Origin of the sequence: Lentzea alba (genome assembly GCF_047445655.1) — a bacterium.
Lineage (GTDB): Bacteria > Actinomycetota > Actinomycetes > Mycobacteriales > Pseudonocardiaceae > Lentzea > Lentzea alba_A.
The window spans coordinates 293,279-317,075 of sequence record NZ_JAJAEG010000009.1 but is presented as its reverse complement, the minus strand read 5'-3'; the positions used below and the strand labels follow the sequence as shown (position 1 = coordinate 317,075).

Genomic DNA, 23,797 nt, shown 5'->3' with positions numbered 1-23,797 from the left:
TGATCCACAAGTGAGGCGACGATGAAAGAGCCTTCATCTACACGAGGCGATATCCCATCCCGCGCACGGTCTCCACCCGCGAGGCACCGATTTTCCGGCGCAGCGAACGAACGTAGACATCGACCACATTGGACCCGGGATCGAAGTCGTAGCCCCACACGTGCGACAGGATCTGCTCACGCACCAGAACCTGCCCGGGATGCCGCAGAAACAGCTCCAGCAACGCGAACTCACGAGCCGTCAGATCCACCGACCCGGACGGCAGAACAGCCTGCCGAGTACGAAGATCCAAGGACAACGACCCGGAAGACAACACCGTCGCCTCAGGCACACCGGGCGGACGCAAGCGCAACCGCACGCGAGCCAGCAGCTCCTCGAACCGGAACGGCTTTGTCATGTAGTCGTCGGCACCACCCGACAACCCCGCCACGGTGTCGTGCACCGAGTCACGCGCGGTCAGGATGATCACCGGCGTCGCCACACCCTCCGCGCGCAGCGAGCGCAGCACCGAGAAGCCGTCGATGTCCGGCAGTCCCAGATCCAGCACCACCAGGTCGAAGGAAGCCGCCCACGACAACGCGTCCGCGCCGGAGGACACGACGGAAGTGGTGAAGCCGTTGGCGCGCAACCCCTTCTCCACGAAGGAGGCGATGCGCGCCTCGTCCTCCACGATCAGGATGCGACCGGTCACAGCGGCACCTCCAGCACGAAAGTCGCTCCCTCACCAGGCACAGAACGTACCTGCACCGCGCCGCCGTGCGCCTCCGCGATGGCCTTCACGATCGGCAACCCGAGGCCGGTCGAACGGGAGAAGAGCATCGACTCGTCGCGCACACCGGGCCCGGAATCGGCCACCCAGAACGACACCACCGAGTCCACAGAGGATCCGAAACGGATCTCGGAACCAGCAGTCGTGTGCCGGACCGCGTTCGAAGCCAGTTGCACCAAAGCCTGCGTGATGCGTTGAGGATCAAGTACCGCCTCGCCCTCCGCGATCGACTCCAGCACCCACCGCCGGTCACCCAACGCGCGCAGCTTGGCGTCGATGTCGCTGGTGAGCTCGGGCAACGAGACCACGACCGGCCGCAGGAAGTCCGGACGTTCGGCCTTCACCAACAGCAGCAGGTCCTCCACCAGGCGCGCCATCCGGTCCAGCTCGTCGGTGCACAGACGCACCACCTCAGCGCGTTCGAGAGGGTCGTCGCCCAGCAGCTCCAGGTGGCCGCGGACGATCGTGATCGGGGTGCGCAGCTCGTGCGAGGCGTCGTCGAGGAACTGGCGCTGCAGCCGGAACGAGCGGTCCAGGCGGTCGAGCATCGAGTTGAACTGCTGGGCCAGCGCGGCGACGTCGTCGTTGCCGGACACCGGGATGCGGCGGGTCAGGTCGTCCTCGGTGATCTCCGCGGCGGCCTGCCGGACCATCCGCACCGGCGCGAGGATCACGCCCGCCACGAACCACGCGATCAGCGCCGCGATCAGGAGCCCCGCCAGCGACACGAGCACGAGCACCCGCACGGTGGAGTGCACCGGGGCGCGCACGCCGTCCTCGAAGTAGCCGGTCACGAACCACATGTCGGAGCCGCCCGAGACCGCGTGCACCTTCGCCCAGCGGAACGGGCCGGCGGGACTGGAAATGACGCCCCAGGACCCACCCGACGAGGTGATCCCGGTGAGGACCGTGCGGTCCTTCTCCAGCGCGTACGTCACCTCGGAGCGTGTCCCGCGAACGACGCCACCCGGCAGCACCGCGACGTGGACCTCGTAGTCGTCCGGGTACTGCAGGCGCAGATGTGCCTCGGCCACGGTGAACACGTCACCGCTGTGCGTCTCGGCGTACGTGCTGAACTCGTTCGTCTCCTGCTCCAAGGCCCGGTTGACCCGGTCGTCGACGTCGACCAGCAGGAACCGCCACACCACGACCACGACGGTCGCCAGGACGAGCGTCATCAGGCCGAGGAGCCAGCACATGATCTTCACGCGTGCGGGCACGTCAGTCGTCCTCGTCGTCGTCATCGACCGGCGGTGGCGGCGGTAGCAGCACGGCGCTCGGAGTGGTGGTGGGCGTCGGGGCGGGCGTGGGGTTGGAGGTGGTGGGTGCGACCGAGCGTCCTATCTGGACCTCGGGTGCCCGCACTTCCGGTGGCACCGGCCGCACCACGGTCAGCACGAGCAGCACGGCCGCGACCGCGCACGCCACGCTGAGCACGGCCACGAGGACCGTGCCGGTGCGGGCGGACGGCAACATGCGACCGAGCTTGCCCCGGCCGGAGGAGTCCCGCATGAGACCAAGATGAAGATCTCTTCATCTGTCCGCAAATCGACTGAAAAACATCAGCCCCTTGACCGGGAACGTACGGCCCCAACACGATGAGAGCGGTCTCACACTGGGAGCTGACAACGATGTCACGACTGATCGCGATCGTGCTCGCCCTGCTGTTGCCGGCCGTGCCCGCCACCGCGGCACCGACCTCCTGGACCGTCACAGGACCGGGTCAGGTCACCGCGAAGCTGGCCCTGACCAGCGGAAGACTGACCTTGTCCGTACAGCGGCAAGGCAGAACCGTGCTCCAGCCCGCGCCGGTCGGCATCACCACGACGGCCGCCGACCTCACTCAGGACCTGACGTTCACCGGCCGCTCTGACCGCGTTGTCATCGAGCGCTACGAGATGCCGCACGGCAAACGGCTGCAGCGCACCACCCGGATGACCGAGACCAGGCTCGGCTTCCGCAACGCCGGCGGCAGCTTCGACCTGGTCGTGCGCGCCGCACCGGACGGGGTCGCCTACCGCTACGTCCTGCCGAACCCGACCACCGTGACAGGAGAAGCGTCCAGCTTCACGGTCCAGGCCGACGCGAAGGCCTGGCTGCTCCCCTACAACGCCTGGTACGAGGCCAACCGGGTGCGCACGACCGCGGGTGAGGCCACCGGCGACTTCGGTCACCCCTCTCTCTTCCAGGCGGGCAACGACTTCGCCCTGCTCACCGAGTCCGATGTGGACGGCCGGTACGCGGGCAGCAAGCTGCGCAAGAGCGGCAACGACTTCCAGGTGGTGCTGGCCGACGCGCAGGTCGAGTCGACGGGGACCACACCGTGGCGCACGGCGATCGTCGGCGACCTGGCGACCGTCAGCACGTCCACGCTCGTCGACGACCTGGCCACCCCGGCCCTGCTCGGCGACAGGAGCTGGATCAAGCCGGGCAAGGTCGCGTGGTCGTGGCTGAGCGAGCACTCCAGCCCCGGCGACTTCGCGCGGCAGAAGCAGTACGTGGACTTCGCCGCCCGCAACGGCTGGGAGTACGCGCTGGTCGACGAGGGCTGGAGCGCCGCATGGGTGCCCGAGCTGATCCGCTACGCCCGCGCGCAGGGCGTCGAGATCCTGCTGTGGCTGCGGTGGAGCGACCTCGACACGCAGGAGGAGCGCGACACCGTGCTGCCGAGGATCAAGCGGTGGGGCGCGAAGGGCGTGAAGCTCGACTTCATGGAGTCCGATTCGCAGGCGCGTTACCGCTGGTACGACGCGGTTCTGCGGAAGACGGCCGACCTCGAGCTGATGGTCAACTTCCACGGCTCCACCATCCCGCACGGCCTCGCCCGCACCTGGCCGCACGTGCTCACCATGGAGGCCGTGCGCGGCGCGGAGAACCACCCGCCCGCCGCGAACAACCCCATGCAGTTCTTCACCCGCAACGTCGCCGGCTCGATGGACTACACGCCGGTGTCGCTGGAGGTCGGCACGAAGGAGGCGTCGATCGCGCACGAGACCGCGCTGCCGGTCGTGTACGAGTCGGGCTGGACGCACTTCGCGGACAAGCCGGAGGCCTACGAACGGCATCCGCAGGCGTTGCGCTACCTCAACCAGCTGCCGACGGTCTGGGACGAGACCAGGCTGCTCGACGGCGACCCGGACACGCACGCCGTGGTCGCCCGCCGCCACGGCGACAGGTGGTTCGTCGGCGGCATCACCACGACCGAACGCACGCTCAAGGCGCAGCTGGGTTTCCTCGGCGCGGGCCAGTGGCTGGTCGAGACCGTCCGCGATCCCGCGACCAGGGCCGACGTCGTCCGCGACCGGCGAGTCATGCGCGACACCGACAGTCTTGAGGTCCCGGCAAGGGGCAACGGCGGCTTCGCGGCGGTCATCTGCCGCGACCGGCCCGGCCTGCAGACCTGCGACCGGCCGATCCGCCAGGTGCCGAAGACGACGCTGACCGTCACACCGACCGCGCCGGTCGACGCCCAGAAGGGGTCGTCCTTCGAGGTCACCGGCACGTTCACCAACGGTGACAAGGAGATCCGCGACGTCGCGCTCAAGGCCACCGCCCCCGTGGGCTGGACGGTGTCCGGCGCCGCGGTGGAGCGCCGGAGGCTGGCTCCCGGCGAGTCGATCACCGGTCGCTGGCGGCTGCAGGTCGGCGCGCAGAGCCCGATCGGGCCGGTGGACGTGCCGGTGGTCGCGACCTTCGGCGCCGGCGGGCACGTCGAGCAGGCGGTCAAGGCGTTCGTGCCGCCACCGGTTCCCCCGAACGGTGCACAGGTCAGCGATCTGCCGTTCATGAGCGAGACGAACGGCTGGGGCCCGGTCGAGCGCGACCGGTCCAACGGCGAGAGCTCCGGCGGTGACGGCAACGCGCTGTCCATCGGCGGCGTCACGTACACCAAGGGCATCGGTGTGCACGCGCCGTCCGAGATCTCGGTCTACCTCGGCCGCGGTTGTGGGCGCTTCACCGCGAAGGTCGGTCTCGACGACGAGATCGCACAACCGGGTTCGGTGGCGTTCCAGGTGTTCGGTGACGACCAGCTCCTCCACGACAGCGGTGTCCGAACGGGCAAGGGTCCGGCGCTCCCGATCGACGTCGACGTGACGAACGTCCGGATGCTGAGCCTGCGCGTCACCGACGGCGGTGACGGCCGCAACTTCGACCACGCCGACTGGGCGGAGGCGGTGCTGACGTGCTGATCAGCCGGAGACGACTGCTCCAAGCCACCGGTCTGCTGGCCGTCGCACCGGGCATCTCGCTCGCCGAGGCCGGCAGCGTCAAGGACACCTACTACGAAGTCCTGCTGCGGCACACGAGATGGGCCGAGACGCAGTACGACGCGGTCGAGGGTCGCTACCGGCGCACCGACTTCGGGTTCGCGGTCGTGCTCGGCAACGCGGTGCTGCTCACCAGAGGCAGCTACGACGCGGCACTGGCCGGTGTCGGCAAAGACGTGCTGCGCCAGCGAACGCTCGCCACGATCCGGCACTTCGCGGCGAGCAACGTGCTCGCGGGCGGCACCGAGTGGGGCAAGACCCTGTTCTGGGACACCACGTTCCAGTCCTACTTCGTGCTCGCCGCCCGGCTGCTCTGGCCGGACCTGGACCCGCCGACGCGTGCGAACGTCGAGGCGATCGCGCGTGGCCAGGCCGACTACACGACGTCATTGGGCACCGGCAACGATCCGCGCTCGGGCGGCTGGACGCCGAACGGCCTGATCGGCGGGCATCGCGGCGACACCAAGCTGGAGGAGATGGGGGTCTACGCCCAGGCCCTCGCACCGGGACTGGCGTGGCACGGCGACGGACCGGGGTGGCGCGAGGCCTTCGGCCGCTGGAGCCGCAACGAGGCCGGGCTGCCGGCCGCCGACCTCGCCAATCCCTCCACAGTGGACGAAGTACCGATCTCCGCCAACACCGCGACGAACCTCCACGACACGTTCATCGTGGAGAACCACGGTTCGTTCGGCCCTCATTACCAGTCGGAGCTGTGGCGCACCTCCGGCCGCAACGCAGTGCACTTCCTGCTCGCCGGCCGGCCGCTGCCGGAGGTGCTGACCAGGCAACCGAACGGGGAGTTGTTGTGGCGCACCGTCCTCGCCACGATGAGCGACGCCGGCGAGCCGTTGATGCCGATGGTCGACGACCGGGAGCACTTGTACGGCCGCGACGTCATCCCCCTCGCGTTCCGCTCCACGGTGCTGCGCGACCCGATGGCCGCCCACGCGGAGGCCGCGCTCGCGTCCCGGCTGCTCGCCTACCAGGCACATCCGCCGGTGCACCGGCTCGCGAAGTTCTCCGGTGAGGCCAAGTACGAGCCGGAAGCACGCGCCGAGCTCGCGATCAGCTACCTGCTGCACGAGCTGCGCCCACCGGTGACCCCGGCACCGGACTTCTTCGCCCGTGCGGCGATCACCATCGACCACGGCGTGGAGCCCGGCCTGCTGACACACCAGTCCGCGGCCGCGTGGGCGGGCACGGTGACCAAGCCGGGGTTCACCAAGTTCGCCTGGCAGCCCGCGCACGACGACTGGCTGTTCAAGATCAGTGGCACGACGCCGATGCTGCTGCCGCCCGCCGCCGTGGCCACACGTAACACCGTGGTGTACCAACGGGTTCGCGACGGTTTCGACGGCACGGCGAGCCTGCTGGCGTTCGCTGACGGGTTCGCCGGCACCGCCACGCTGCCCACAGGCACGATCGTGTGCGTGCTCCCCCGGCCAGGACGGGTCGACGTGCACAACATCGCGATGCCGGGCATGCCCGGTCTCACCGGCTCCCGCACCTACACGGGTGCCGCGGGCCGCGCGACGGTCCGGGCACGCGAGCAGTTCCGGGTCGACGAGCTGACGTTCGCGACCACGACGGCACGGCACGTCCGCATGGTCGGCGTGCGGCCTCATCCCACGTACGGCTACTCGTTGTTCGACTTCGAGGTGGGCGGCGGCCTCGCACGTGGCAAGCCGACCACGGCGTCGTCCTTCGACACCGGCATGGAGCCGGTCAAGGCGACGGACGACGATCCCGCCACACGCTGGGCCGTCGCCCGTGCTGAACGCGGCCGCGCCGACAGCTGGCTCGCCGTCGATCTGGGCGCTGCCACGGCGTTCAGCCGCGTGCGGCTGCGTTGGGAGACCGCGGCAGCGGGTGCCTACCGGATCGAGACGTCGCCGGACGGTGTCACGTGGACCGCGGTGGCCGAGCACCCAAGACCGGACCTCAGCACGCGCGGCTGGCTCGACGTGGACGGACGGGCGGGGTTCGTCGCACGGGCCGGCGAGCCGATCACGGTGCAGGGCGACACGATCACTCTGCCGGCCGGGATCGTCGAGGGGTACACACGCGCCGACCTGCGCTCGATCGCCGCGCAACCGGCCCCGGAATGCCCCGCGCGGGTCCGGGCGAGCACAGCGGACGGTTTCCTCACCCTGTTCAACCTGTCGGACGCCGCCTCCACCGGAACCGTCCGCCTGAGCGGAACCAGGCTGTACCGGGGCACCCAGGTCACCACGGCGAACGGCACCGACTACGTCCTCGACCTGCCCGCTGCCACCGCACGGGTCGAAGCGCCGTGGTTCACCGCTCGCAACATCCCCGCGGGCATCACAGCCGTCGTGCACGACGCGCGGCGCGTGACGTTCCGCGGCGGTCCTGCCAGGTTCACGCTGACCCACCGCGACGGCACCAGCTTGCCGGTCGTGCTCGGGCGCGCCGAGCGCACGGTGACCATGCCGGGCGTGAAGGCGTTCCCGTTCAACGATCTGGCGCTCGGCCGCGTGACGTTCCCCAGCTCCCTCCTGCCACCCGGCATGAGCGATCCGGCAGCGGCGGTCGACGGCGAACAGCACACCGCCTGGACACCGGGTTCGAACGGCCGCATGGTCGTCGATCTCGGCACGTCGCAGGCGATCGGCAAGGTGAGTCTGAAGTGGACAGACGGTCAGGTGCCACCGCACGCCGTCACGTACAGCGTTGACGGCAAGGCTTACGGACCGGCGACGACCGCGCGGTACGTGGCCGTGTCGACGGGATGGCAGCCGGGACACGCGTCGCTCAGGAGCATCTCCGTGACAGGAGGAGAAGCTGGCTGACCAGAAAGCCGTGTGGCGTGCCGCCGATCCGGGTCCAGGTTTCCGTGCGGGTGAGCCAAGTCTGGCACCTGCCGGTTGGTGGCTGCGCGCCACAACTCTCGCATCCGAGTGCGTCGAGGTGCGCAGCACGCACACCGGCACGGGGTTCGGCCCGAACGTCTACGAGATGCTCGGGCCGGGGCTGGAGGACTGGGTCACCGGCACGATTCGCGCGTCCAGCAACACACCGTCCGCAACGTCCAGCAGTCCGATCGTGCCGTGCGGCTGACGACGTTTGTCCGTCGGTGAACCCGGGTTGAAGACGCGAAACCCGCCTTCTTCCTCGTCCCACGGGATGTGCGAGTGCCCGAACACCACGAGCCGGGCATCGGGGAACCGCCGGCGCAGACGGGCCAGCCGGCCGGTCTTCTGCCCGCTGTCGTGGATCATCGCGACCGGCAGTCCCTCGATGTCGAGCTCCGCGGTCTCGGGCGCGCCCCAGGCCACCACGTCGGGGCCGTCGTTGTTGCCGCACACGGCGATGACGGGTGCGTACTGCGCCAGCTCGTCCAGCACGGGAGCGACGCAGACATCGCCGCCGTGCAGGATCAGGTCAGCGGACCGCAGGTGCTCGGCAACCGCCGGTGGGCACCGCTTCCAGAACCGCGGCGCATGGGTGTCCGACAGCACGACCACTCTCACGGCTGCCGACCGTACTCTCACGCGTTGGCAGCGCAGCGGAACCCGATGTGGTGGTGTCCGGCAAAGGGATCGCGTGAGTACCCATCTCGATCCGTGGCGCTCAACGTGGACTCGTCATGAGCACCCCCACGGGTGATCCGCGCGGCCAGGGACGCGCGGTCCTCCCGGCCGTCGTCCACTCGGTACGGCAAGGGCCGGTCCAGCGAACTGGTCCACGAGTACAGGTTCCCGAGCAGGTCGTGCACGCCCTCAGGCGAAGCGCCGGCCGGATGCGCGGTCACCGCGCTGGTCTCCCCGTAGGACTCGCCGTACTGGGCGCGTGACTTGTCCAGCGGCGCACTCCCCCACGGGAACGGGCGCCCCTCGGTGCCCCGCACCGCCGCCTCCCACTCCGCCTCGGTCGGCAGCCGCCCGCCGCGGCCCTCGCAGTACCGCACGGCGCCCCACCAGTAGACCTCGGTCACCGGGTGGTCGCCGAAGCCCTGCTCGACGGCGAACCGGCCGTCGCGGCGCAAGATGCGTGAGTCGTCGTCGGAGTCGTCGGTCGTGAAGATCTCCCGCGCATCGCGGTCGCGCACCGCGTCGCGTTCGATCGGGTGCAGCGGACCGTCCCACCGGCGCGGGTCGCCGCCACGCGCGTTCACCAGGTCCGTCTGGGAGTTGGCCCAGTCGACGAACTGCCTGGTCGTGACCGGGTAGGCGTCGATGTAGAACGCGTTGAGGGCACCCAACGTGTAGGTGCCTGCGGGAATCAGAACCATCCCCTCGGGCACGGGCACGGGCACCGAAGACCGCGACGGTTCGGGTTCGGCCACCGGTTCGGGAGTCGCACAACCTGCGACGGCGAGCATCGCCAAGACGTAGATCAGCTTGTTCATGGGTCGAACCATATCTGTATCGATAGAAATATCGGAAGCGTCTAGCGATAGGTATGTCCATACCTATATGGTCCGACACCATGAAGTCACGAGAGGTCGAAGCCGACCTGCTGGACGCGGCCCTGACGACCGCCCACTCCGGGCTGGTCACCGCGTTCGGGCACGTGTCCGCCCTGGTCGGTGAGCGGCTGCTGATCACGCCGCCCCGTCCGCTGGGCTCCCTCACGCTCTCCGACCGCGCGATGACGCTCGACCGCGCGGCCGAGGAGCTGCCGGAGGGCACGCCGAAGGAGGCGTGGATCCACCTCGCCATCTACCGCGCACGGCCGGACGTGCGGGCCATCTGCCGGGCCCAGCCCGAGACGGCCACCGCGCTCGCGTCGGCGAACGTGCCGATCCGGCCGCTGCACGGACAGGGCGCGTTCCTCGGGCCCGAGGTTCCGGTGTTCGACGACCCGCGACTCGTCCGGGACGAGGACCGCGCGGAACAACTCGCCGAAGCGCTCGGCGACGCCCCGGCGCTGCTGATGCGCGGCAACGGCGCGGTGACCGTCGGTGCGGACGTCGGGCAGGCCGTCGCGCGGATGTGGCTTCTGGAGACGTCAGCCCGGATCAACGCGCAGGCCGCCGCCGCCGGGCGGCCGCGCGCGCTGTCCACGAACGAACAGGCGGCGTGGCTCGCCGCCGAAACCGAACTGTTGAACCGGCTCTGGGCACACCTGCGCTCAGGCGCGAAAGGACAGTCATGATCACGTTGCACGACATCGCGTACGTGCGTTCCGGCACGGCGGATGCCAAAGCGGCGGCCGCGTTCGCCGTCGACGTCGTCGGCATGGAGCTGGTCGCGCAGGAGGACGGCGTCACGTACCTCCGCGCCGACAAGCGTCACCACTGTCTGGCCTTTGAGGAGGGTGAGGCGGGCGTGCTCGCGTCCGCGTTCAGCCTGAAAGGCCCCGACGAGCTCGAAGCCGCCGAGAAGGAGCTCCAAGCGGCAGGCGTGGAAGTAGCCCGCGGCACCCCGAAGCAGGCGAGGTCGCGCCGCGTCGAGGACTTCATCGCGTTCGACGACCCGTTCGGCAACCGGGTCGAGCTGGTGCACGGCCAGGTGCAGCTCGCCCGCCCGGTCCACTTCGGACGCCCGGCCGGCATCACCGAGTTCGGCCACATCTGCTTCGACGCCCCCGACGTGAAGGAGGCGTACGCGTTCTGGTCCGCCCACTTCAACATCAAGGTCTCCGACTGGATCGGCGACTGGGCGTGCCTGATGCGCTTCGATCCGGTGCACCACAAACTGGCGGTGTTCCGCGGTAGCGAACCGGGGTTGTGCCACATCAACTTCCAGGTCGACTCGCTCGACGACGTGATGCGCAACTGGCGGTTCCTGCAGGCGAAGGGCGTGGAGATCGAGATGGGGCCGGGCAGGCACCCGCAGTCGACCGCGATCTTCGTCTACTTCAAGGGGCCCGAGGGCCTCACCTACGAGTACTCCTACGGCGTCCGGAACCTCGGCGACGACTGGGTTCCCCGGGTTTTCGACCCCACCGAGCCGGACGCGATCGACATGTGGCACGGACCGATCCAGCGCACCCAGACCCAGCCCCAGCTCCGCCGTCCCCTCCCCGCCTGAAGGAACCGTCATGCGTTTGCTGATCATCGTCTTATGCGGTCTGGCCCTCGCCTTCGACGGCTACGACCTGGTGGTCTACGGCACCACGATCAAGGCTCTGCGCGACGAGTGGGGCATCAGCGGGGCCGAGGCCGGCACCATCGGCAGCGCCGCGCTGGTCGGCATGCTCATCGGTGCGCTGCTCGTCGGCACGCTGACCGACCGCTGGGGCCGGCGCAAGACGTTCCTCTTCAGCGTTGCCTGGTTCTCGGTGCTGATGGCGGCGTGCGCGGCGGCCACCTCCCCCGACATGTTCCTGGTGCTGCGGTTCCTCGCTGGCATCGGCCTCGGTGGCCTGATGCCGACCGCCGCCACGCTGACGATCGAGTACGCGGCCGAGAAGCACCGCGCGTTCACCTACGCCGCGATGCAGTCCGGGTACGCGATCGGCGGCATCCTGGCCGCGACGCTCGCGATCCCGCTGCTGCCCACCGCGGGCTGGCGGGTCATGTACCTGATCGGTGCCGCGCCGCTGATCCTCGTTCTCCCCCTTGCGTTCCGCTACCTGCCGGAGTCGCTCGAGCACCTGGTGTCCCGCGGCCGCCACGACGAGGCGAAGGCCCTCGCGGCACGGCTCGGCCTCCCGGTTCCCGCGCCGTCCGAGCACAGCGGCAGCGGCATTCGCACCCTCATCCAGAAGCCCTACCTGCGCCGCACCCTGCTGTTCTGGGTCGCGTCGTTCTGCGGCCTGCTGCTGGTCTACGGCCTCAACACCTGGCTGCCGGAGATCATGCGGGCGTCCGGCTATCCGCTGGGATCCGCGCTGAGCTTCCTGCTGGTGTTCAACCTCGGCTCGGTCTTCGGCGCACTGCTCGGCGGACGCCTGTCCGACAAGCACGGCGCGAAGCCGATCATCCTCGGCTCGTTCGCCCTCGCGGCCGTCTGTGCCGCCGCACTGAGCACCAACCCCGGTCAGCTGGCCATCTACGTCCTGGTGGCCATCTCCGGCTACGGGACGATCGGCACGATGCACCTGATCAACGCCCACGTGACCAGGTCCTATCCGGCCGGCGTGCGGGCGACGGGCATCGGCTGGGCGCTCGGCGTAGGCCGGCTCGGCGCGATCCTCGGCCCGACGGTCGGCGGCGTGATCATCGACTCCAGCCTCGGCGCGTCCTGGAACTTCTACCTCTTCGCCGCGGTGGCCGTGCTCGGTGCCGTCGCCGTCGCCGCGTTCCCCCGCACCCGTGCACTCGCTGGAGCCACGCCGTGAAGACACTGCAAGCCTGGACCGTCGAACGCGCGGCGGAGGAGCTGTTGCGGCGCGAGGACAAGCGCATCGACGGCGAACCTCTCAGCGACACCTGGCCCGAGCTCGACCTGGAGACCGCGTACGCCGTCCAGGACGAGACTCTTCGACTAAGACTGGCGCGCGGTGAGACGTTGATCGGCGTCAAGCTCGGCCTCACCTCGCGGGCCAAGCAACAGCGGATGAACGTCGACTCGCCACTCGTGGCGTGGCTGACCGACGCGATGGTGCTGCCGCTGGGCGTGCCGGTGCCGACGCACAAGCTGATCCACCCGCGGGTCGAGCCGGAGATCGCGTTCGTGATGGGACGCAAGCTCTCCGGGCCCGGTGTCACGGCCGCGACCGCGATCTGCGCGGTCGAGAAGGTGTTCGCCGGGCTGGAGGTCATCGACAGCCGCTACCGCGACTTCCGCTTCACCCTGCCCGATGTGGTGGCGGACAACGCTTCCTCCGGCCTGTACGTCACCGGTTCGGTCGGCCGCTCCCCAGACGAGCTCGACCTCGCGCTGGAGGGCTGCGTGCTCTCGGTCGGAGGTTCGGTCGTCTACACCGCGACTGGTGCTGCGGTGCAGGGACATCCGGCCGAGGCGCTGGCGCTGGCAGCGAACACGTTGGCACGCAGGGGAAAGCGGATCGAGGCGGGCTGGGTCGTGCTGACCGGCGGCGTCACGGACGCCGTTCCGTTGTCCGCGGAAGCACCCGTCTCCGTCGACTTCGCCGGTCTCGGCCGGCTGACGGTGGGGAGCTGACATGCCGATCGTGCGCATCGAGGTGGCTCAAGGACGCGACAGCGAGACGTTGCGCAAGGGCCTGCAGGCCGTCCACGAAGCGGTCCGCGACAGCTTCGGCGTCCGGGACGAACAGGTGCGGGTGCTGCTGACCGAAGTTCCGCCTCAGTTCTGGAGCGCGGGCGGGAAGACGTTGCTGGAACGGGAGTTGGAGCGATGAAGAGCATCAAGCACGTGATCGGTGGCGCCGAGGTCGACTCGGCCGACGGCGCCACGTTCGAGGACATCGACCCGTACACGCAGGAGGCCTACGCGACCGTCGCACTCGGCGGCGCTCGTGAAGCCGATCTCGCGGTCACCGCCGCGCGCAAGGCGTTCGACGAGGGCCCGTGGCCGCGGATGTCGTTCGAGGAACGCGGCAAGCTCATCCACAAGCTCGCGGACCTGATGGACCAGCACAACGAGGACCTCGCGCTGGCCGACACCCGCGACATGGGCAAGCCGATCACCGCCGCCAAGACCAAGGACGTGCCCCGTTCCGCGCTCAACTTCCGGTTCTTCGCCGACCACGCACGGCTCGCCGAGTCGCAGCACCTGCCGAACTCCGCCGGGTTCCACACCTACGTGCAGCACGCGCCCGCCGGTGTGGTGAGCGCGATCGCGCCGTGGAACTACCCTCTGATGCTGGAAACCTGGAAGGTCGCGCCGGCGTTGGCGTGGGGCAACACGGTGGTGCTCAAGCCCGCCGAGGACACCCCGCACTCGGCGTACCTGCTCGCCGAACTCGCTCTGGAGGCAGGCATTCCGGAGGGCGTGCTGAACGTCGTGCACGGGTTCGGGCCCGGCTCGGCGGGTGAGGCGCTCACGGTCAACCCGGCCGTCGACCGCATCACGTTCACCGGCGAGTCCGGTACCGGCAAGGCGATCGGGCGGGCGGCCGCGGCGAACCTCACGCCGGTGAGCTTCGAGCTGGGCGGCAAGGGCTGCAACCTCGTCTTCGACGACGCCGACCTGGACAACGCGGTGTCGTGGGCGATCGAGGCCGCGTTCGGCAACGCGGGCCAGGTCTGCCTCGCGGGTTCACGGCTGTACGTGCAGCAGGGTGTGCACGACGAGTTCGTCGAACGTTTCGCTGCTGCCGCAGCGGCTTTGCAGCTCGGCGACCCGAAGGATCCCGCCACGAGGATCGGCCCGCTGGCGAGCCAGGAGCACTACCGCAAGGTCACCGGCTATCTCGACGCCGAGGCCACCGGGCACGCCAAGGTGCTCGGCGGCGGCGCGGCGCCGGGCTGGTTCGTGCGGCCCAGCATCGTGATCGACCCGCCCGCGCACGCGCCCGTGCTGCGCGAAGAGGTCTTCGGCCCGGTGGTGACGGTCACGCCGTTCGCCACCGAGGACGAGGCGGTCAAGCTCGCCAACGACACCCCGTACGGCCTTTCAGCCATGCTCTTCACCGAGAACCTGCACCGCGCGCACCGCGTCGCGGGAAGCATGAACAGCGGCAACGTCTGGGTGAACTGCTTCTTCGTGCGAGACCTGCGCGCGCCGTTCGGCGGGTTTGGCGACTCGGGCATCGGTCGTGAGGGCGGCGCGTTCAGCCGCGAGTTCTTCACCGAGGCGAGGACCATCACGATGCGAATCGCCCCAGAAATCGCCGCAGCATGAGCGCGAAAACGTTAACATCGATACATGTCTCTTCCTCACGTCTTGCTGGGAGTACTCGAAGCGCGGCCGATGAGCGGGTACGAGCTGACGCAGCTCTTCGGTGCCTCGACGCGGTGGGTCTGGTCCGCTCCGCAGAGCCAGATCTACCCGGCGCTCAAGAAGATGGAGGACAACGGCCTCATCACGGGCGAGGAGCAGACGCGCGGCACGCGGATGACCCGCACGGTCTACGCGATCACCGACGAGGGTCTGCGCGAGCTGAAGGAGTGGATCGGCACGCCGTTGCCGATCCCGCCCTCGCGCGATGCTCTCGAGGTGCAGGCGCTGTACTTCGACCTCGTGCCGGCCGAGTCGGCGAAGCGGGTGCTCAAGGAGTTCATCAGCGAGCAGGAGACCGCGCTGGAGCACGCCGAGGCGCACGAGGCGCGGTTGCTGGCCAAGGACACCGAGCTGCTGCGGGAACGCATGACCAAGCGGCCGGTCGAGCAGCACGACCGCATGGCGCGGTTGAAGGCGCACGTGTTCGCCGGGCACGCGGCGGTGGCCCGGACGCGCATCGCCTGGGCGCAGGAGGGGTTGCGACTCCTCGACGAATGAATCTCACAGGAGGTACCAGTGTCTTCGCCTGAAATCGTCAAAGCAGCGGAGGCACTGGCAGAAGCCTCACGTGCTGCCGTTGGCTGTCCGCCCGTGCGTTATCTGCTGCCGATCGGCGACATCAACGCCGCGTACGCCGTGCAGCAGTACAACGTCGCCGAGGCGGTCGGCGCGGGACGGCGGATCGTCGGCCGCAAGATCGGCCTCACGAATCCCGCTGTGCAGCAACAACTCGGCGTGGACCAGCCGGACTTCGGCGCGTTGTTCGCCGACACCGAGGTCCCGGACGGGGGCTTCTCCGACACGTCACGGCTGATCCGGCCGCGGGTCGAGGCCGAGGTCGCGCTGATCCTCGCCGAGGACCTGCCGCTGGAGGGCTACGGGCCGGACGACGTGCGCCGCGCGGTCAGGCACGTGCTGCCGTCGCTGGAGATCGTCGACAGCCGGGTCGCGAACTGGGACATCGGCATCGTGGACACGGTGGCGGACAACGCTTCCGCGGGCCAGTTCGTGCTCGGCGCGCCGATCGAGCCGGGCTCGCTGGATCTGCCGGCCGTGCAGATGTCCATGAGCCGCAACGGTGAAGTGGTCTCCACCGGTACCGGGGCGAACTGCCTGGGCGACCCGCTGATCGCCGCCGCCTGGCTCGCGAACACGCTGTCGTCGTTCGGGGATCCGTTGCGGGCGGGCGACATCGTGCTCACGGGCGCGCTCGGTCCGGTCGTGGACGTCGCCGCCGGTGACTTCTTCGAGGCCACGATCTCCGGGGTCGGCCACGTGAGCGTGCACTTCACCCGAGGAGAACGAGCATGAAGGTCGCAGTGATCGGGTCGGGCAACATCGGCACCGACCTCATGATCAAGATTCTGCGGGTCTCCGAGGAGCTGGAGATCGTCGCGATGGCCGGCATCGATCCCTCCTCGGACGGCCTGGCGCGCGCGAGGAGGCTGAAGGTCGCCACCACCGCCGAGGGTGTCGACGGACTGGTGGCGCTGGACGAGTTCGCTGACGTGGAACTGGTTTTCGACGCCACCTCGGCCGGTGCGCACAAGCGGCACGACGAGGTGCTGGGCGCGCTGGGACGCACGTTGGTGGATCTCACGCCGGCGGCGATCGGCCCGTACGTCGTGCCCGCGGTGAACCTCGACGCGGCGGCGGGCGTGCGCAACGTCAACATGGTGACCTGCGGCGGCCAGGCCACCGTTCCGGTCGTCGCCGCGGTCTCGTCGGTGACCCCCGTGCACTACGCCGAGATCGTGGCGTCCATCGCGTCGCGCTCGGCCGGTCCGGGTACTCGCGCGAACATCGACGAGTTCACCGAGACCACGGCTGGTGCGCTGGAGATGGTCGGCGGTGCCGCGCGCGGCAAGGTGATCATCGTGCTGAACCCCGCGGATCCGCCCATGATCATGCGGGACACGGTGTACTGCCTCGTGTCCGACTGCGACACCGACGCGGTCGGACAGTCCGTGCGGGACATGGTCGCCGACGTGCGCCAGTACGTGCCCGGCTACCGGCTCAAGCAGCAGGTGCAGTTCACGCGCGTGCGGCCGGACGACCCGATGCACGAGCTGGGCTCGGTGCTGGTCTCGGTCTTCCTGGAAGTGGAAGGCGCCGCGCACCACCTGCCTGCGTACGCGGGCAACCTCGACATCATGACCTCGGCCGCGCTGCGGACCGCAGAGCGCATCGCCACGGGAGTGTTGGCATGACTGTCAACAAAAAAGCAGGAATCCGGCTCACCGATGTCACCCTTCGGGACGGCATGCACGCCGTCCGGCACCGCTACACCGTCGACCAGGTCAGCGCGATCGCTTCGTTGCTCGACTCGGCGGGTGTGCACGCCATCGAGATCGCGCACGGCGACGGGCTCTCCGGATCCAGCGTCAACTACGGCATCGGCCGGCACACCGACTGGGAGTGGATCTCCGCGGTGTGTTCGGTGGTCACCTCGGCCGTTCCGACCACGTTGTTGTTGCCCGGCATCGGAACCGTGCGCGACCTGAAGCAGGCGCACGCGTTGGGCGTCCGGTCGGTGCGGATCGCCACGCACTGCACCGAGGCCGACGTCGCGGCACAACACATCGCGGCCGCACGTGAGCTCGGCATGGACACGTCCGGGTTCCTGATGATGTCACACCTCGCCACGCCGTCAGAGCTGGCCGCGCAGGCCAAGCTGATGGAGTCCTATGGCGCGCAATGTGTTTACGTCACGGACTCCGGCGGCCGGTTGACGATGGACGGGGTGCGCGAGCGGGTCCAGGCCTATCGGGACGTGCTTTCCGCGGACACGGAGATCGGCGTGCACGCGCACCACAACCTGGGGCTCGGCGTGGCGAACTCCGTGGTGGCGGTCGAGAACGGCGCCACCCGAGTCGACGCTTCCCTTGCCGGGCAAGGCGCCGGTGCGGGCAACTGCCCGTTGGAGGCGTTCGTCGCGGTCGCCGACATCTCCGGCTGGGAGCACGGCTGCGACCTGTTCGCGTTGATGGACGCGGCCGACGACGTGGTGCGCCCGTTGCAGGACCGCCCGGTGCGCATCGACCGCGAGACGCTGACCCTCGGCTACGCGGGCGCGTACTCCAGTTTCTTGCGCCACGCGGAAAAAGCCGCGCTGGAGTACGGCCTGGACACGCGCACGATCCTCGTCGAGGTGGGGCGTCGGCGGCTGATCGGCGGCCAGGAGGACCTGATCGCCGACATCGCGCTGGACCTGGTGCAGTGAGGGCGTGAGTGGTTTCCGCCGCCGTAGCAGCGGAAACCACTCATCAGGTCAGGCGCGCCCGCAGTAGTTGTCGAGCGGCAGGTTCGCGCGCTGGTCACCCTTGAAGTAGAGCGCGCTGGACAGGTAACGGCCGCCGTCCTGGCGGCTCACCATGAGCCAGTACTCGTTGACGAGGCCGTAGTCGAAGATCCGCTCGCCGTGCGTCCAGCAGAAGGCGTCGACGGTCTCCCCCGCCTTGATCACACCGAAGACCTTGCACGACGTCGCCGGGCACTCGCGGATGTTCACGTCGGCCCACGCCGTCACCGGAGTTCTCGACGCAGCCACCGGTTCCGCCACTGCCACACCGGATCCGAGCATCAGCGCCGCGCCGGCAAGCGCCATCCCCAGTACGAGTTTCATCTACTTCCTCCCAGTGATTTGTCGATCATGGGCAGGAAACGCACCTCACACATTCGGGGTTGCACGACCACCTAACGAGACGACGTCGTACCGTAAACTCGCCGCCCATGAGGGCGTTACCCGTGGCGTTGGCCGCAGTCGTGATCTCCAGTTCGAACCCCGCTGTAGCAGCGGTTTCCCCGGACTACCCGCTCATCCTCGACGTCGACGTGACGGCCGTCTGCGGTCAACCGTCAACGGGCCGGGTGACGGTTTTCAACCCCGCCAACAAGAACGTCGAGTGGCGGGTGCGGCAGAACGGCACCGTGATCACCGGCACCGGCGGGCAGTTCACGCTGCCCGGCACCGGCGAGTTCCTGCTCGACGCGCGCGAACCCGGCCGTGCGTACGGAAAGGTGTGGCGCGACAAGGTCTCCGACGGCTGCGACCCCGTTCGGGTCGTGTCCGTGGGCGACTCCGTGGTGTGGAACCAGGGCGTTGACCAGCATCAGAAGTTCCCGCGCCTGACCGCCGAACTGCTCGGCGACGCGACCGGGCGCGGGTTCGTGCACCGCGACTACTCGATCTCCGGCGCCGTGCTCGACGCGCCCGACGTGCCGTGCCCCGGCTCGGTGACGCAGGACCCCGACGGCGACGGCGAGATGGAGCTCGGCGAGGTCACCACGCAGATGCCGGACGTGTTCTGCCAGCTGGAGAAGGCGGCTGAGCAGGAAACCGACCTGGTCATCATCAACGGCTGCATCAACGACATGGACCCGTTGCTCGGCATCCCGCTGGGCATCACCCCTGGCACCGAGGACGTGCCCACGGCCGTGCGGCGTGAGTGCGGCGGTGTGGGTGCGGCGCCCACGAACCCGGCGAAAGACGTGCCGTACTTCAGCGGCGCCAAGATCGGGTACGGCGGGCGCGGCATGCGGGAGGCGATCGAGAAAGCGCATTCCCTGCCGGGCCGGCCGAAGGTGCTGGTCGTCGACTTCTACTACGCGCTGAGCCGGGCGAGTTTTGTGCCGAGCTGGTTCTGCACAGAGCGGGGCTTCAGCGCGCAGAACGAACAGCTCTGCCTGCAGAACATCGGCCGGGCGCCGCAGCGGTTCGAGCAGTTCACCCGCGAGTCGGCGGAGGCCTACCGGCTCGCCGTCGCGCAGGCCAACGCGGCGTCGTCCGACGGGCCGTTCGCGGTGGCGGGTGACGGGCTGTTCACGCTGGACAACGCGGCTTTCGCGGGTCAGCGCAAGGTCTGGCAGCTGCCGGACGAGGACGAGCAGTTCTCGTTGCGCCAGGAAGCGTGCCCGCGGTACAGCGCCACGGCGTTGCAGTGCCTGACGGCGGCGATCGCGCACCCGGACACGGTCGGGTCGCGCCAGTACGCGGAGAACTTCCTGCGCAACCAGCAGCTGCGCCAGTGGTTCGGGCTGGATTCCGTCCTGAGCTCGCTGGAGGTCACGCGTGCCGGCGACACCGTCACGTTGAAGGCTCCCGCCGGCCAGGACTTCCGTTGGTACTTCGGTGACGGCACGTCTGCGTCGGGTGGCCGGGAGGTCACCCACACGTACACGACGAGCGGGCCGCACATGCCGCGCGTCGTCGTGGACGGCAGGCTGCACGAGGCACGTGATTCGGTGCAGGTGAAAGCGGGTACCTGACCCGCATGGCACGGGCGATCTGGAGCGGGTCGGTCAGTTTCGGGCTGGTTTCGATCCCGGTGGAGCTGTACAGCGCCACCGAGGACCACACGGTGCACTTCAACCAGTTCCAGCGCGGAACGTCCGACCGCATCCGGTACAAGCGCGTCAACGAGCGCACCGGACGTGAGGTGCCCTACGACAAGATCGTGAAGGGGCACGAGGTCGACAGCGGCGAGTACGTCGTGGTCGAACCTGAGGAACTGGACGAGATCGCACCAGGACGTTCACGCACGCTCGACATCGAGGCGTTCGTGGACATCGACGAGATCGACCCGGTGCACTTCCAGAAGACGTACTGGCTGGGGCCGGCCAAACCCGAGTTCTCCCGCCCGTACCTGCTGCTCGCCCAGGCGATGAAGAAGACCAACCGGGCGGGGATCGCGATGTTCGTCATGCGCGGCAAGCAGTACCTGACCGCGTTGACGGAGGACAAGGGCATCCTCGCGGTCCACACGCTGTACTTCGCGGACGAGATCCGCAAGCCGAAGGACGTGCTGGACGTGACGCCGGAAGGCCGGGCGCCGCGCGGCAAGGAGCTCGACATGGCGGTGTCGCTGGTCGAGTCGATGGCCGACGACTGGCGGCCCGAGGACTACCGCGACACCTACACCGAGCGCGTCAACAAGCTCATCAAGGCCAAGCAGAAGGGCCGCGAGGTCGTGGTCGAGGCCGAGCCTCCCGAGGCCACGGGGGTCGTGGACCTCATGGAGGCGTTGCAGCGCAGCGTCGAGGCGAGCAAGTCGAAGCGGGGCAAGAAGAAGGTCAGCTGACGACGAGCGCCGTCGCGTTGTCCGTCCCGCCCGCGTACAGCGCGGCCCGCACGAGCCGCTCGGCCGACGCGTGCCCGGCCATGATCGCTTCGATCCCGTTGTGCCCCAACGGCCCGTACACGCCGTCCGATGTGAGCACGAGCCTCTGCGCGCGTGTCGTCGCACGCCCGATGTTCTCCGGCGTCGCGTGGCGGACGGTGTTCGTGACGACGTGCTCCAGCCGTGGCTCGGGCCTGACCCCGCGCTCGCGGAAGTACTCGGCCACGGTGTGGTCCGTCGTGAGCTGCACGAGGTCTTCACCGTCAGAGGCGTACGCACGGGCGTCACCGGCCCACGCCACGTCGAAGCCCCCGTCCGGCCGTGCGACGGCGACCACGATCACGGCATCCCCGAGGTGCACCTGGAGGGCGTCACGGGCGGCGAGGATCGCGGCGACCGGATCGGCCAGCAGGGCGGCGGCCTGTGCGGCGGCGTGCGCGGCCTCGGCGGCGGCCGGCGAGTCACCCACCCCATCGGCGACGACGAACGTGCGGCGGCCGTTCGTGGCGTACGCGTCGGCGTTGTACGTGCGCGGACCACGGTCCGACGCGTAGGTCACGGTCAACGCGGTGCCCAGTGGCATGGTGCGATCGATCAGCATGGCGGACCTCCCTGACCTCCACTAAGCCCTGCCGGGCCTGTGTTCTGGGTCTCGTCCGATGAGAGTCGCGACTGAGGTGGTTCCTGGCGGGGGCCGCCTCAGCCCCGACTATCGCGGGCATGGACCCAGAACACAGGCCCTGGCCAAGAGTCTGCTGTCAGCACCCTGAGAAAATCTCTAGAATTTCGCCGCTCGGCGAAACCGGTCGGCCGCCCGCACCAGAGCAGCAGACAGTTCCGGCGGGGAGACGACCTCGAACTCGACGGTGATGCTCGCGAGCATGAACACCACGTCGTCCATCGTCTCGCCACCGACCCGGACTTCGCACGACCTTTCGTCCACAGCGAAAACCTCGCCGTAGCTGCGCCACGCGTCGGCCTGAGAAGCGGGCACGCTCAGTCGCACCACGCCCTGCACCGGCCACCGATCGGCCACCCGTGCCGCCACGAACGCCCCCGCGTCGCCGCCCGGAATCTCACGTGGCGTGAAGCGCGCGCCGAACGGGGTCCGCACGCTCATCCGATCGAGCCGAAATGTGCGCCAGTCGTCCCGGAGCACGTCCCAGGCGACCAGATACCAGCGCCGGCCCCACGTCACGAGCCGGTGCGGCTCGACCTCGCGCAGCGACTCCTCCCCCGAGTGGCCGACGTAGGCGAACCGGATCCGCTGCCGGTCGCGGCAGGCCGTGCCGACCGAAGTCAACAGAGACGCGTCGATCGAAGGCGCCGACCCGGTGTGCGGCACGGTCGCGATCTCCAGAGCAGCAACTCGGTGCCGCAGCGCCGAGGGCAGCACCTGCTCGACCTTCAGCAACGCCCGCACGGCCGTCTCGCCGATGTTCTCGATGCCGCTCGCGGTCCGCAGCCCGACCGCGACGGCCACCGCCTCGTCGTCGTCCAGCAGCAACGGCGGCAGACTCGCGCCGGACCCGAGCCGGTAGCCGCCGCCTGACGTGCCCATCGACGCCGCCACCGGGTAGTCCAGCGCGCGGAGCTTGTCGACGTCACGCCGGACCGTGCGCGTGCTGACGCCCAAGCGCGAAGCGAGCTCAGAACCCGACCACTCACGGCGCGCCTGCAGCAGGCCGAGCAATTTCAGCAAACGGGCAGAAGACACTGTAGGACCATATCTGTCCTACAGTGGTCATAGCGTCATGAGCATGAAGCCGTTCGAGATCAACATCCCGCAGTCCGACATCGACGACCTGCACCGCCGCCTCGACCAGACCCGCTGGCCGGACTCACCCAAGGGCGCGTCCTGGGCCCAGGGCACGCCGAAGGACCACCTGCAGGAGCTCGTCCGCGCCTGGCGTGACTTCGACTGGCGCGAGCAGGAGCGGCGGCTCAACAAGATCCCGCAGTTCGTCGCCGAGATCGACGGCACCCAGCTGCACTTCATCCACGTCAAGAGCCCCAACGAGAACGCGCGACCGCTGCTGCTCACCCACGGCTGGCCGGCCACCGGCTTCGCGTTCGAGGAGATGATCGAACCGCTGAGCCACGACTTCCACCTGGTGATCCCGTCGGTGCCCGGCTTCGGGTTCTCCGGACCCACGAAGGAACTGGGCTGGACGATCCCGCGGGTCGCACGCATGTTCTCCCAGCTGATGAAGCAGCTCGGCTACGAGACGTACTTCGCGCACGGTTACGACTACGGCGCCATGCTCACCCGTCAGCTCGGGATGCTGGACGAGGTAGAAGCCATCCACGTCAACCAGATCTTCTCCGCCGGCGTCACACAGGAGACGGCGGACATGACCGTCGAGGCCGAACGGAGGTCCGCGGAGAAAGCGTACAAGTACGACTTCGAGCAGTCCGGGTACATGGTCATGCAGAGCACGCGGCCCCAGTCGGTCGCCTACGCTCTCACCGACTCGCCGGTCGCGCAGCTGGAGTGGATCGAGTGGGCGTTCCACGTGTGGAGCGACCCCGAGGTCGGGGTACCGCTGGACGCGTTGCTGCTCAACGTGTCGATCTTCTGGTTCACCCGGACCGCGGGCTCGTCGGCGCGGTACTACCAGGAGGGCGACGAGACGTGGGGCGAGCTCGAACCCGTGTCGCCGACGCCGACCTCGGTGGCGGTGTTCCCGCACGACGGTGGTGTGCCGATCCGGCGAATGGCCGAGCGCAACCACAACATCGTGCGGTGGACCGAGATGCAACAGGGCGGGCACTTCGCCGCGTTGGAGGTGCCGGAGCTGATGGTTCAGGAACTGCGAGAGGCGTTTCTCTTGTGAAGGTGGCGGCCTGGCCGGCGGCGCT

General features: G+C 69.1%; 23 protein-coding genes. 15 read left to right on the top strand and 8 right to left on the bottom strand.

Annotation, left to right across the window (positions count from 1 at the left end; translation table 11 throughout):
• Positions 1-37: 37 nt before the first annotated feature.
• Genes LFM09_RS17540 through LFM09_RS17530 form a run of 3 tightly spaced genes read right to left on the bottom strand, consistent with a single transcriptional unit; the run spans position 38 to position 2,281 of the window.
• A complete protein-coding gene (locus tag LFM09_RS17540; protein WP_414097519.1) occupies positions 38-691 on the bottom strand; it encodes a response regulator transcription factor in 654 nt (217 codons plus the stop codon).
• Positions 688-1,989 (bottom strand): sensor histidine kinase, encoded by a 1,302-nt coding sequence (locus LFM09_RS17535; RefSeq protein WP_414097518.1) that lies wholly within the window; start codon positions 1,987-1,989, stop codon positions 688-690. The genes LFM09_RS17540 and LFM09_RS17535 overlap by 4 nt, the downstream gene beginning before the upstream one ends.
• 1 nt (position 1,990) lies before the next feature.
• Positions 1,991-2,281, bottom strand: coding sequence for a hypothetical protein (locus tag LFM09_RS17530; RefSeq protein WP_414097517.1), 291 nt, complete (start codon positions 2,279-2,281; stop codon positions 1,991-1,993).
• Positions 2,282-2,400: 119 nt separating this feature from the next.
• Here LFM09_RS17530 and LFM09_RS17525 point away from each other — a divergent pair, with 119 nt between their 5' ends.
• On the top strand, positions 2,401-4,959 hold the full coding sequence (locus tag LFM09_RS17525; RefSeq protein WP_414097516.1) for a glycoside hydrolase family 97 catalytic domain-containing protein: 2,559 nt from the start codon (positions 2,401-2,403) through the stop codon (positions 4,957-4,959).
• Positions 4,953-7,850, top strand: coding sequence for a discoidin domain-containing protein (locus tag LFM09_RS17520; RefSeq protein ID WP_414097515.1), 2,898 nt, complete (start codon positions 4,953-4,955; stop codon positions 7,848-7,850). Before LFM09_RS17525 ends, LFM09_RS17520 begins: the two co-directional genes overlap by 7 nt.
• A 159-nt stretch (positions 7,851-8,009) precedes the next feature.
• Here LFM09_RS17520 and LFM09_RS17515 read toward each other — a convergent pair whose 3' ends face one another.
• Both LFM09_RS17515 and LFM09_RS17510 read right to left on the bottom strand, forming a co-directional pair.
• Positions 8,010-8,531 carry a metallophosphoesterase family protein gene (locus LFM09_RS17515; protein WP_414097514.1) on the bottom strand — a complete coding sequence of 174 codons (522 nt, stop codon included), beginning with the start codon at positions 8,529-8,531 and terminating at the stop codon, positions 8,010-8,012.
• 17 nt (positions 8,532-8,548) lie between these two features.
• Complete coding sequence (locus tag LFM09_RS17510; protein ID WP_414097513.1) at positions 8,549-9,409, bottom strand: formylglycine-generating enzyme family protein; 861 nt, start codon at positions 9,407-9,409, stop codon at positions 8,549-8,551.
• A gap of 80 nt (positions 9,410-9,489) precedes the next feature.
• Between LFM09_RS17510 and LFM09_RS17505 the strand changes: the two genes are divergently transcribed.
• The 10 genes from LFM09_RS17505 to dmpG are packed head-to-tail and all read left to right on the top strand — an operon-like array spanning position 9,490 to position 18,039.
• Positions 9,490-10,158, top strand: coding sequence for a class II aldolase/adducin family protein (locus LFM09_RS17505; RefSeq protein ID WP_414097512.1), 669 nt, complete (start codon positions 9,490-9,492; stop codon positions 10,156-10,158).
• Entirely contained in the window at positions 10,155-11,036 is an 882-nt protein-coding gene (locus tag LFM09_RS17500) for a VOC family protein (protein WP_414097511.1), read from the top strand. Before LFM09_RS17505 ends, LFM09_RS17500 begins: the two co-directional genes overlap by 4 nt.
• A gap of 10 nt (positions 11,037-11,046) precedes the next feature.
• The gene (locus LFM09_RS17495; protein ID WP_414097510.1) at positions 11,047-12,288 is read left to right on the top strand and encodes an MFS transporter; all 1,242 of its coding nucleotides are present in this window, start codon (positions 11,047-11,049) and stop codon (positions 12,286-12,288) included.
• Positions 12,289-12,293: 5 nt separating this feature from the next.
• Complete coding sequence (locus LFM09_RS17490; protein ID WP_414097540.1) at positions 12,294-13,073, top strand: 2-keto-4-pentenoate hydratase; 780 nt, start codon at positions 12,294-12,296, stop codon at positions 13,071-13,073.
• Between the two features lies 1 nt (position 13,074).
• Positions 13,075-13,272 (top strand): tautomerase family protein, encoded by a 198-nt coding sequence (locus LFM09_RS17485; protein ID WP_414097509.1) that lies wholly within the window; start codon positions 13,075-13,077, stop codon positions 13,270-13,272.
• Positions 13,269-14,717, top strand: coding sequence for an aldehyde dehydrogenase (locus LFM09_RS17480; RefSeq protein WP_414097508.1), 1,449 nt, complete (start codon positions 13,269-13,271; stop codon positions 14,715-14,717). Before LFM09_RS17485 ends, LFM09_RS17480 begins: the two co-directional genes overlap by 4 nt.
• A gap of 24 nt (positions 14,718-14,741) precedes the next feature.
• The gene (locus tag LFM09_RS17475; protein ID WP_414097507.1) at positions 14,742-15,314 is read left to right on the top strand and encodes a PadR family transcriptional regulator; all 573 of its coding nucleotides are present in this window, start codon (positions 14,742-14,744) and stop codon (positions 15,312-15,314) included.
• 18 nt (positions 15,315-15,332) lie between these two features.
• Positions 15,333-16,127, top strand: coding sequence for a 2-keto-4-pentenoate hydratase (locus LFM09_RS17470; RefSeq protein WP_414097506.1), 795 nt, complete (start codon positions 15,333-15,335; stop codon positions 16,125-16,127).
• Entirely contained in the window at positions 16,124-17,026 is a 903-nt protein-coding gene (locus LFM09_RS17465) for an acetaldehyde dehydrogenase (acetylating) (RefSeq protein ID WP_414097505.1), read from the top strand. The genes LFM09_RS17470 and LFM09_RS17465 overlap by 4 nt, the downstream gene beginning before the upstream one ends.
• Complete coding sequence (gene dmpG, locus LFM09_RS17460; RefSeq protein ID WP_414097504.1) at positions 17,023-18,039, top strand: 4-hydroxy-2-oxovalerate aldolase; 1,017 nt, start codon at positions 17,023-17,025, stop codon at positions 18,037-18,039. The genes LFM09_RS17465 and dmpG overlap by 4 nt, the downstream gene beginning before the upstream one ends.
• 48 nt (positions 18,040-18,087) lie before the next feature.
• On the opposite strand, the gene LFM09_RS17455 is transcribed toward dmpG, so the two are convergent.
• The gene (locus tag LFM09_RS17455; RefSeq protein WP_414097503.1) at positions 18,088-18,441 is read right to left on the bottom strand and encodes an SH3 domain-containing protein; all 354 of its coding nucleotides are present in this window, start codon (positions 18,439-18,441) and stop codon (positions 18,088-18,090) included.
• Between the two features lie 107 nt (positions 18,442-18,548).
• Between LFM09_RS17455 and LFM09_RS17450 the strand changes: the two genes are divergently transcribed.
• Together LFM09_RS17450 and LFM09_RS17445 are read left to right on the top strand one after the other, a co-directional pair.
• Positions 18,549-20,084, top strand: a complete 1,536-nt coding sequence (locus tag LFM09_RS17450) for a PKD domain-containing protein (RefSeq protein ID WP_414097502.1) — start codon at positions 18,549-18,551, stop codon at positions 20,082-20,084.
• A gap of 5 nt (positions 20,085-20,089) precedes the next feature.
• On the top strand, positions 20,090-20,896 hold the full coding sequence (locus LFM09_RS17445) for a Ku protein (protein ID WP_414097501.1): 807 nt from the start codon (positions 20,090-20,092) through the stop codon (positions 20,894-20,896).
• Here the strand turns inward: LFM09_RS17445 and LFM09_RS17440 are convergent.
• Together LFM09_RS17440 and LFM09_RS17435 are read right to left on the bottom strand one after the other, a co-directional pair.
• Positions 20,889-21,536 (bottom strand): PP2C family protein-serine/threonine phosphatase, encoded by a 648-nt coding sequence (locus LFM09_RS17440; RefSeq protein ID WP_414097500.1) that lies wholly within the window; start codon positions 21,534-21,536, stop codon positions 20,889-20,891. The genes LFM09_RS17445 and LFM09_RS17440 overlap by 8 nt on opposite strands.
• A gap of 177 nt (positions 21,537-21,713) precedes the next feature.
• Positions 21,714-22,652 carry a helix-turn-helix transcriptional regulator gene (locus LFM09_RS17435; protein WP_414097499.1) on the bottom strand — a complete coding sequence of 313 codons (939 nt, stop codon included), beginning with the start codon at positions 22,650-22,652 and terminating at the stop codon, positions 21,714-21,716.
• A 43-nt stretch (positions 22,653-22,695) separates the two neighbouring features.
• Between LFM09_RS17435 and LFM09_RS17430 the strand changes: the two genes are divergently transcribed.
• Positions 22,696-23,772, top strand: coding sequence for an epoxide hydrolase family protein (locus LFM09_RS17430; RefSeq protein WP_414097498.1), 1,077 nt, complete (start codon positions 22,696-22,698; stop codon positions 23,770-23,772).
• Positions 23,773-23,797 lie beyond the last annotated feature (25 nt).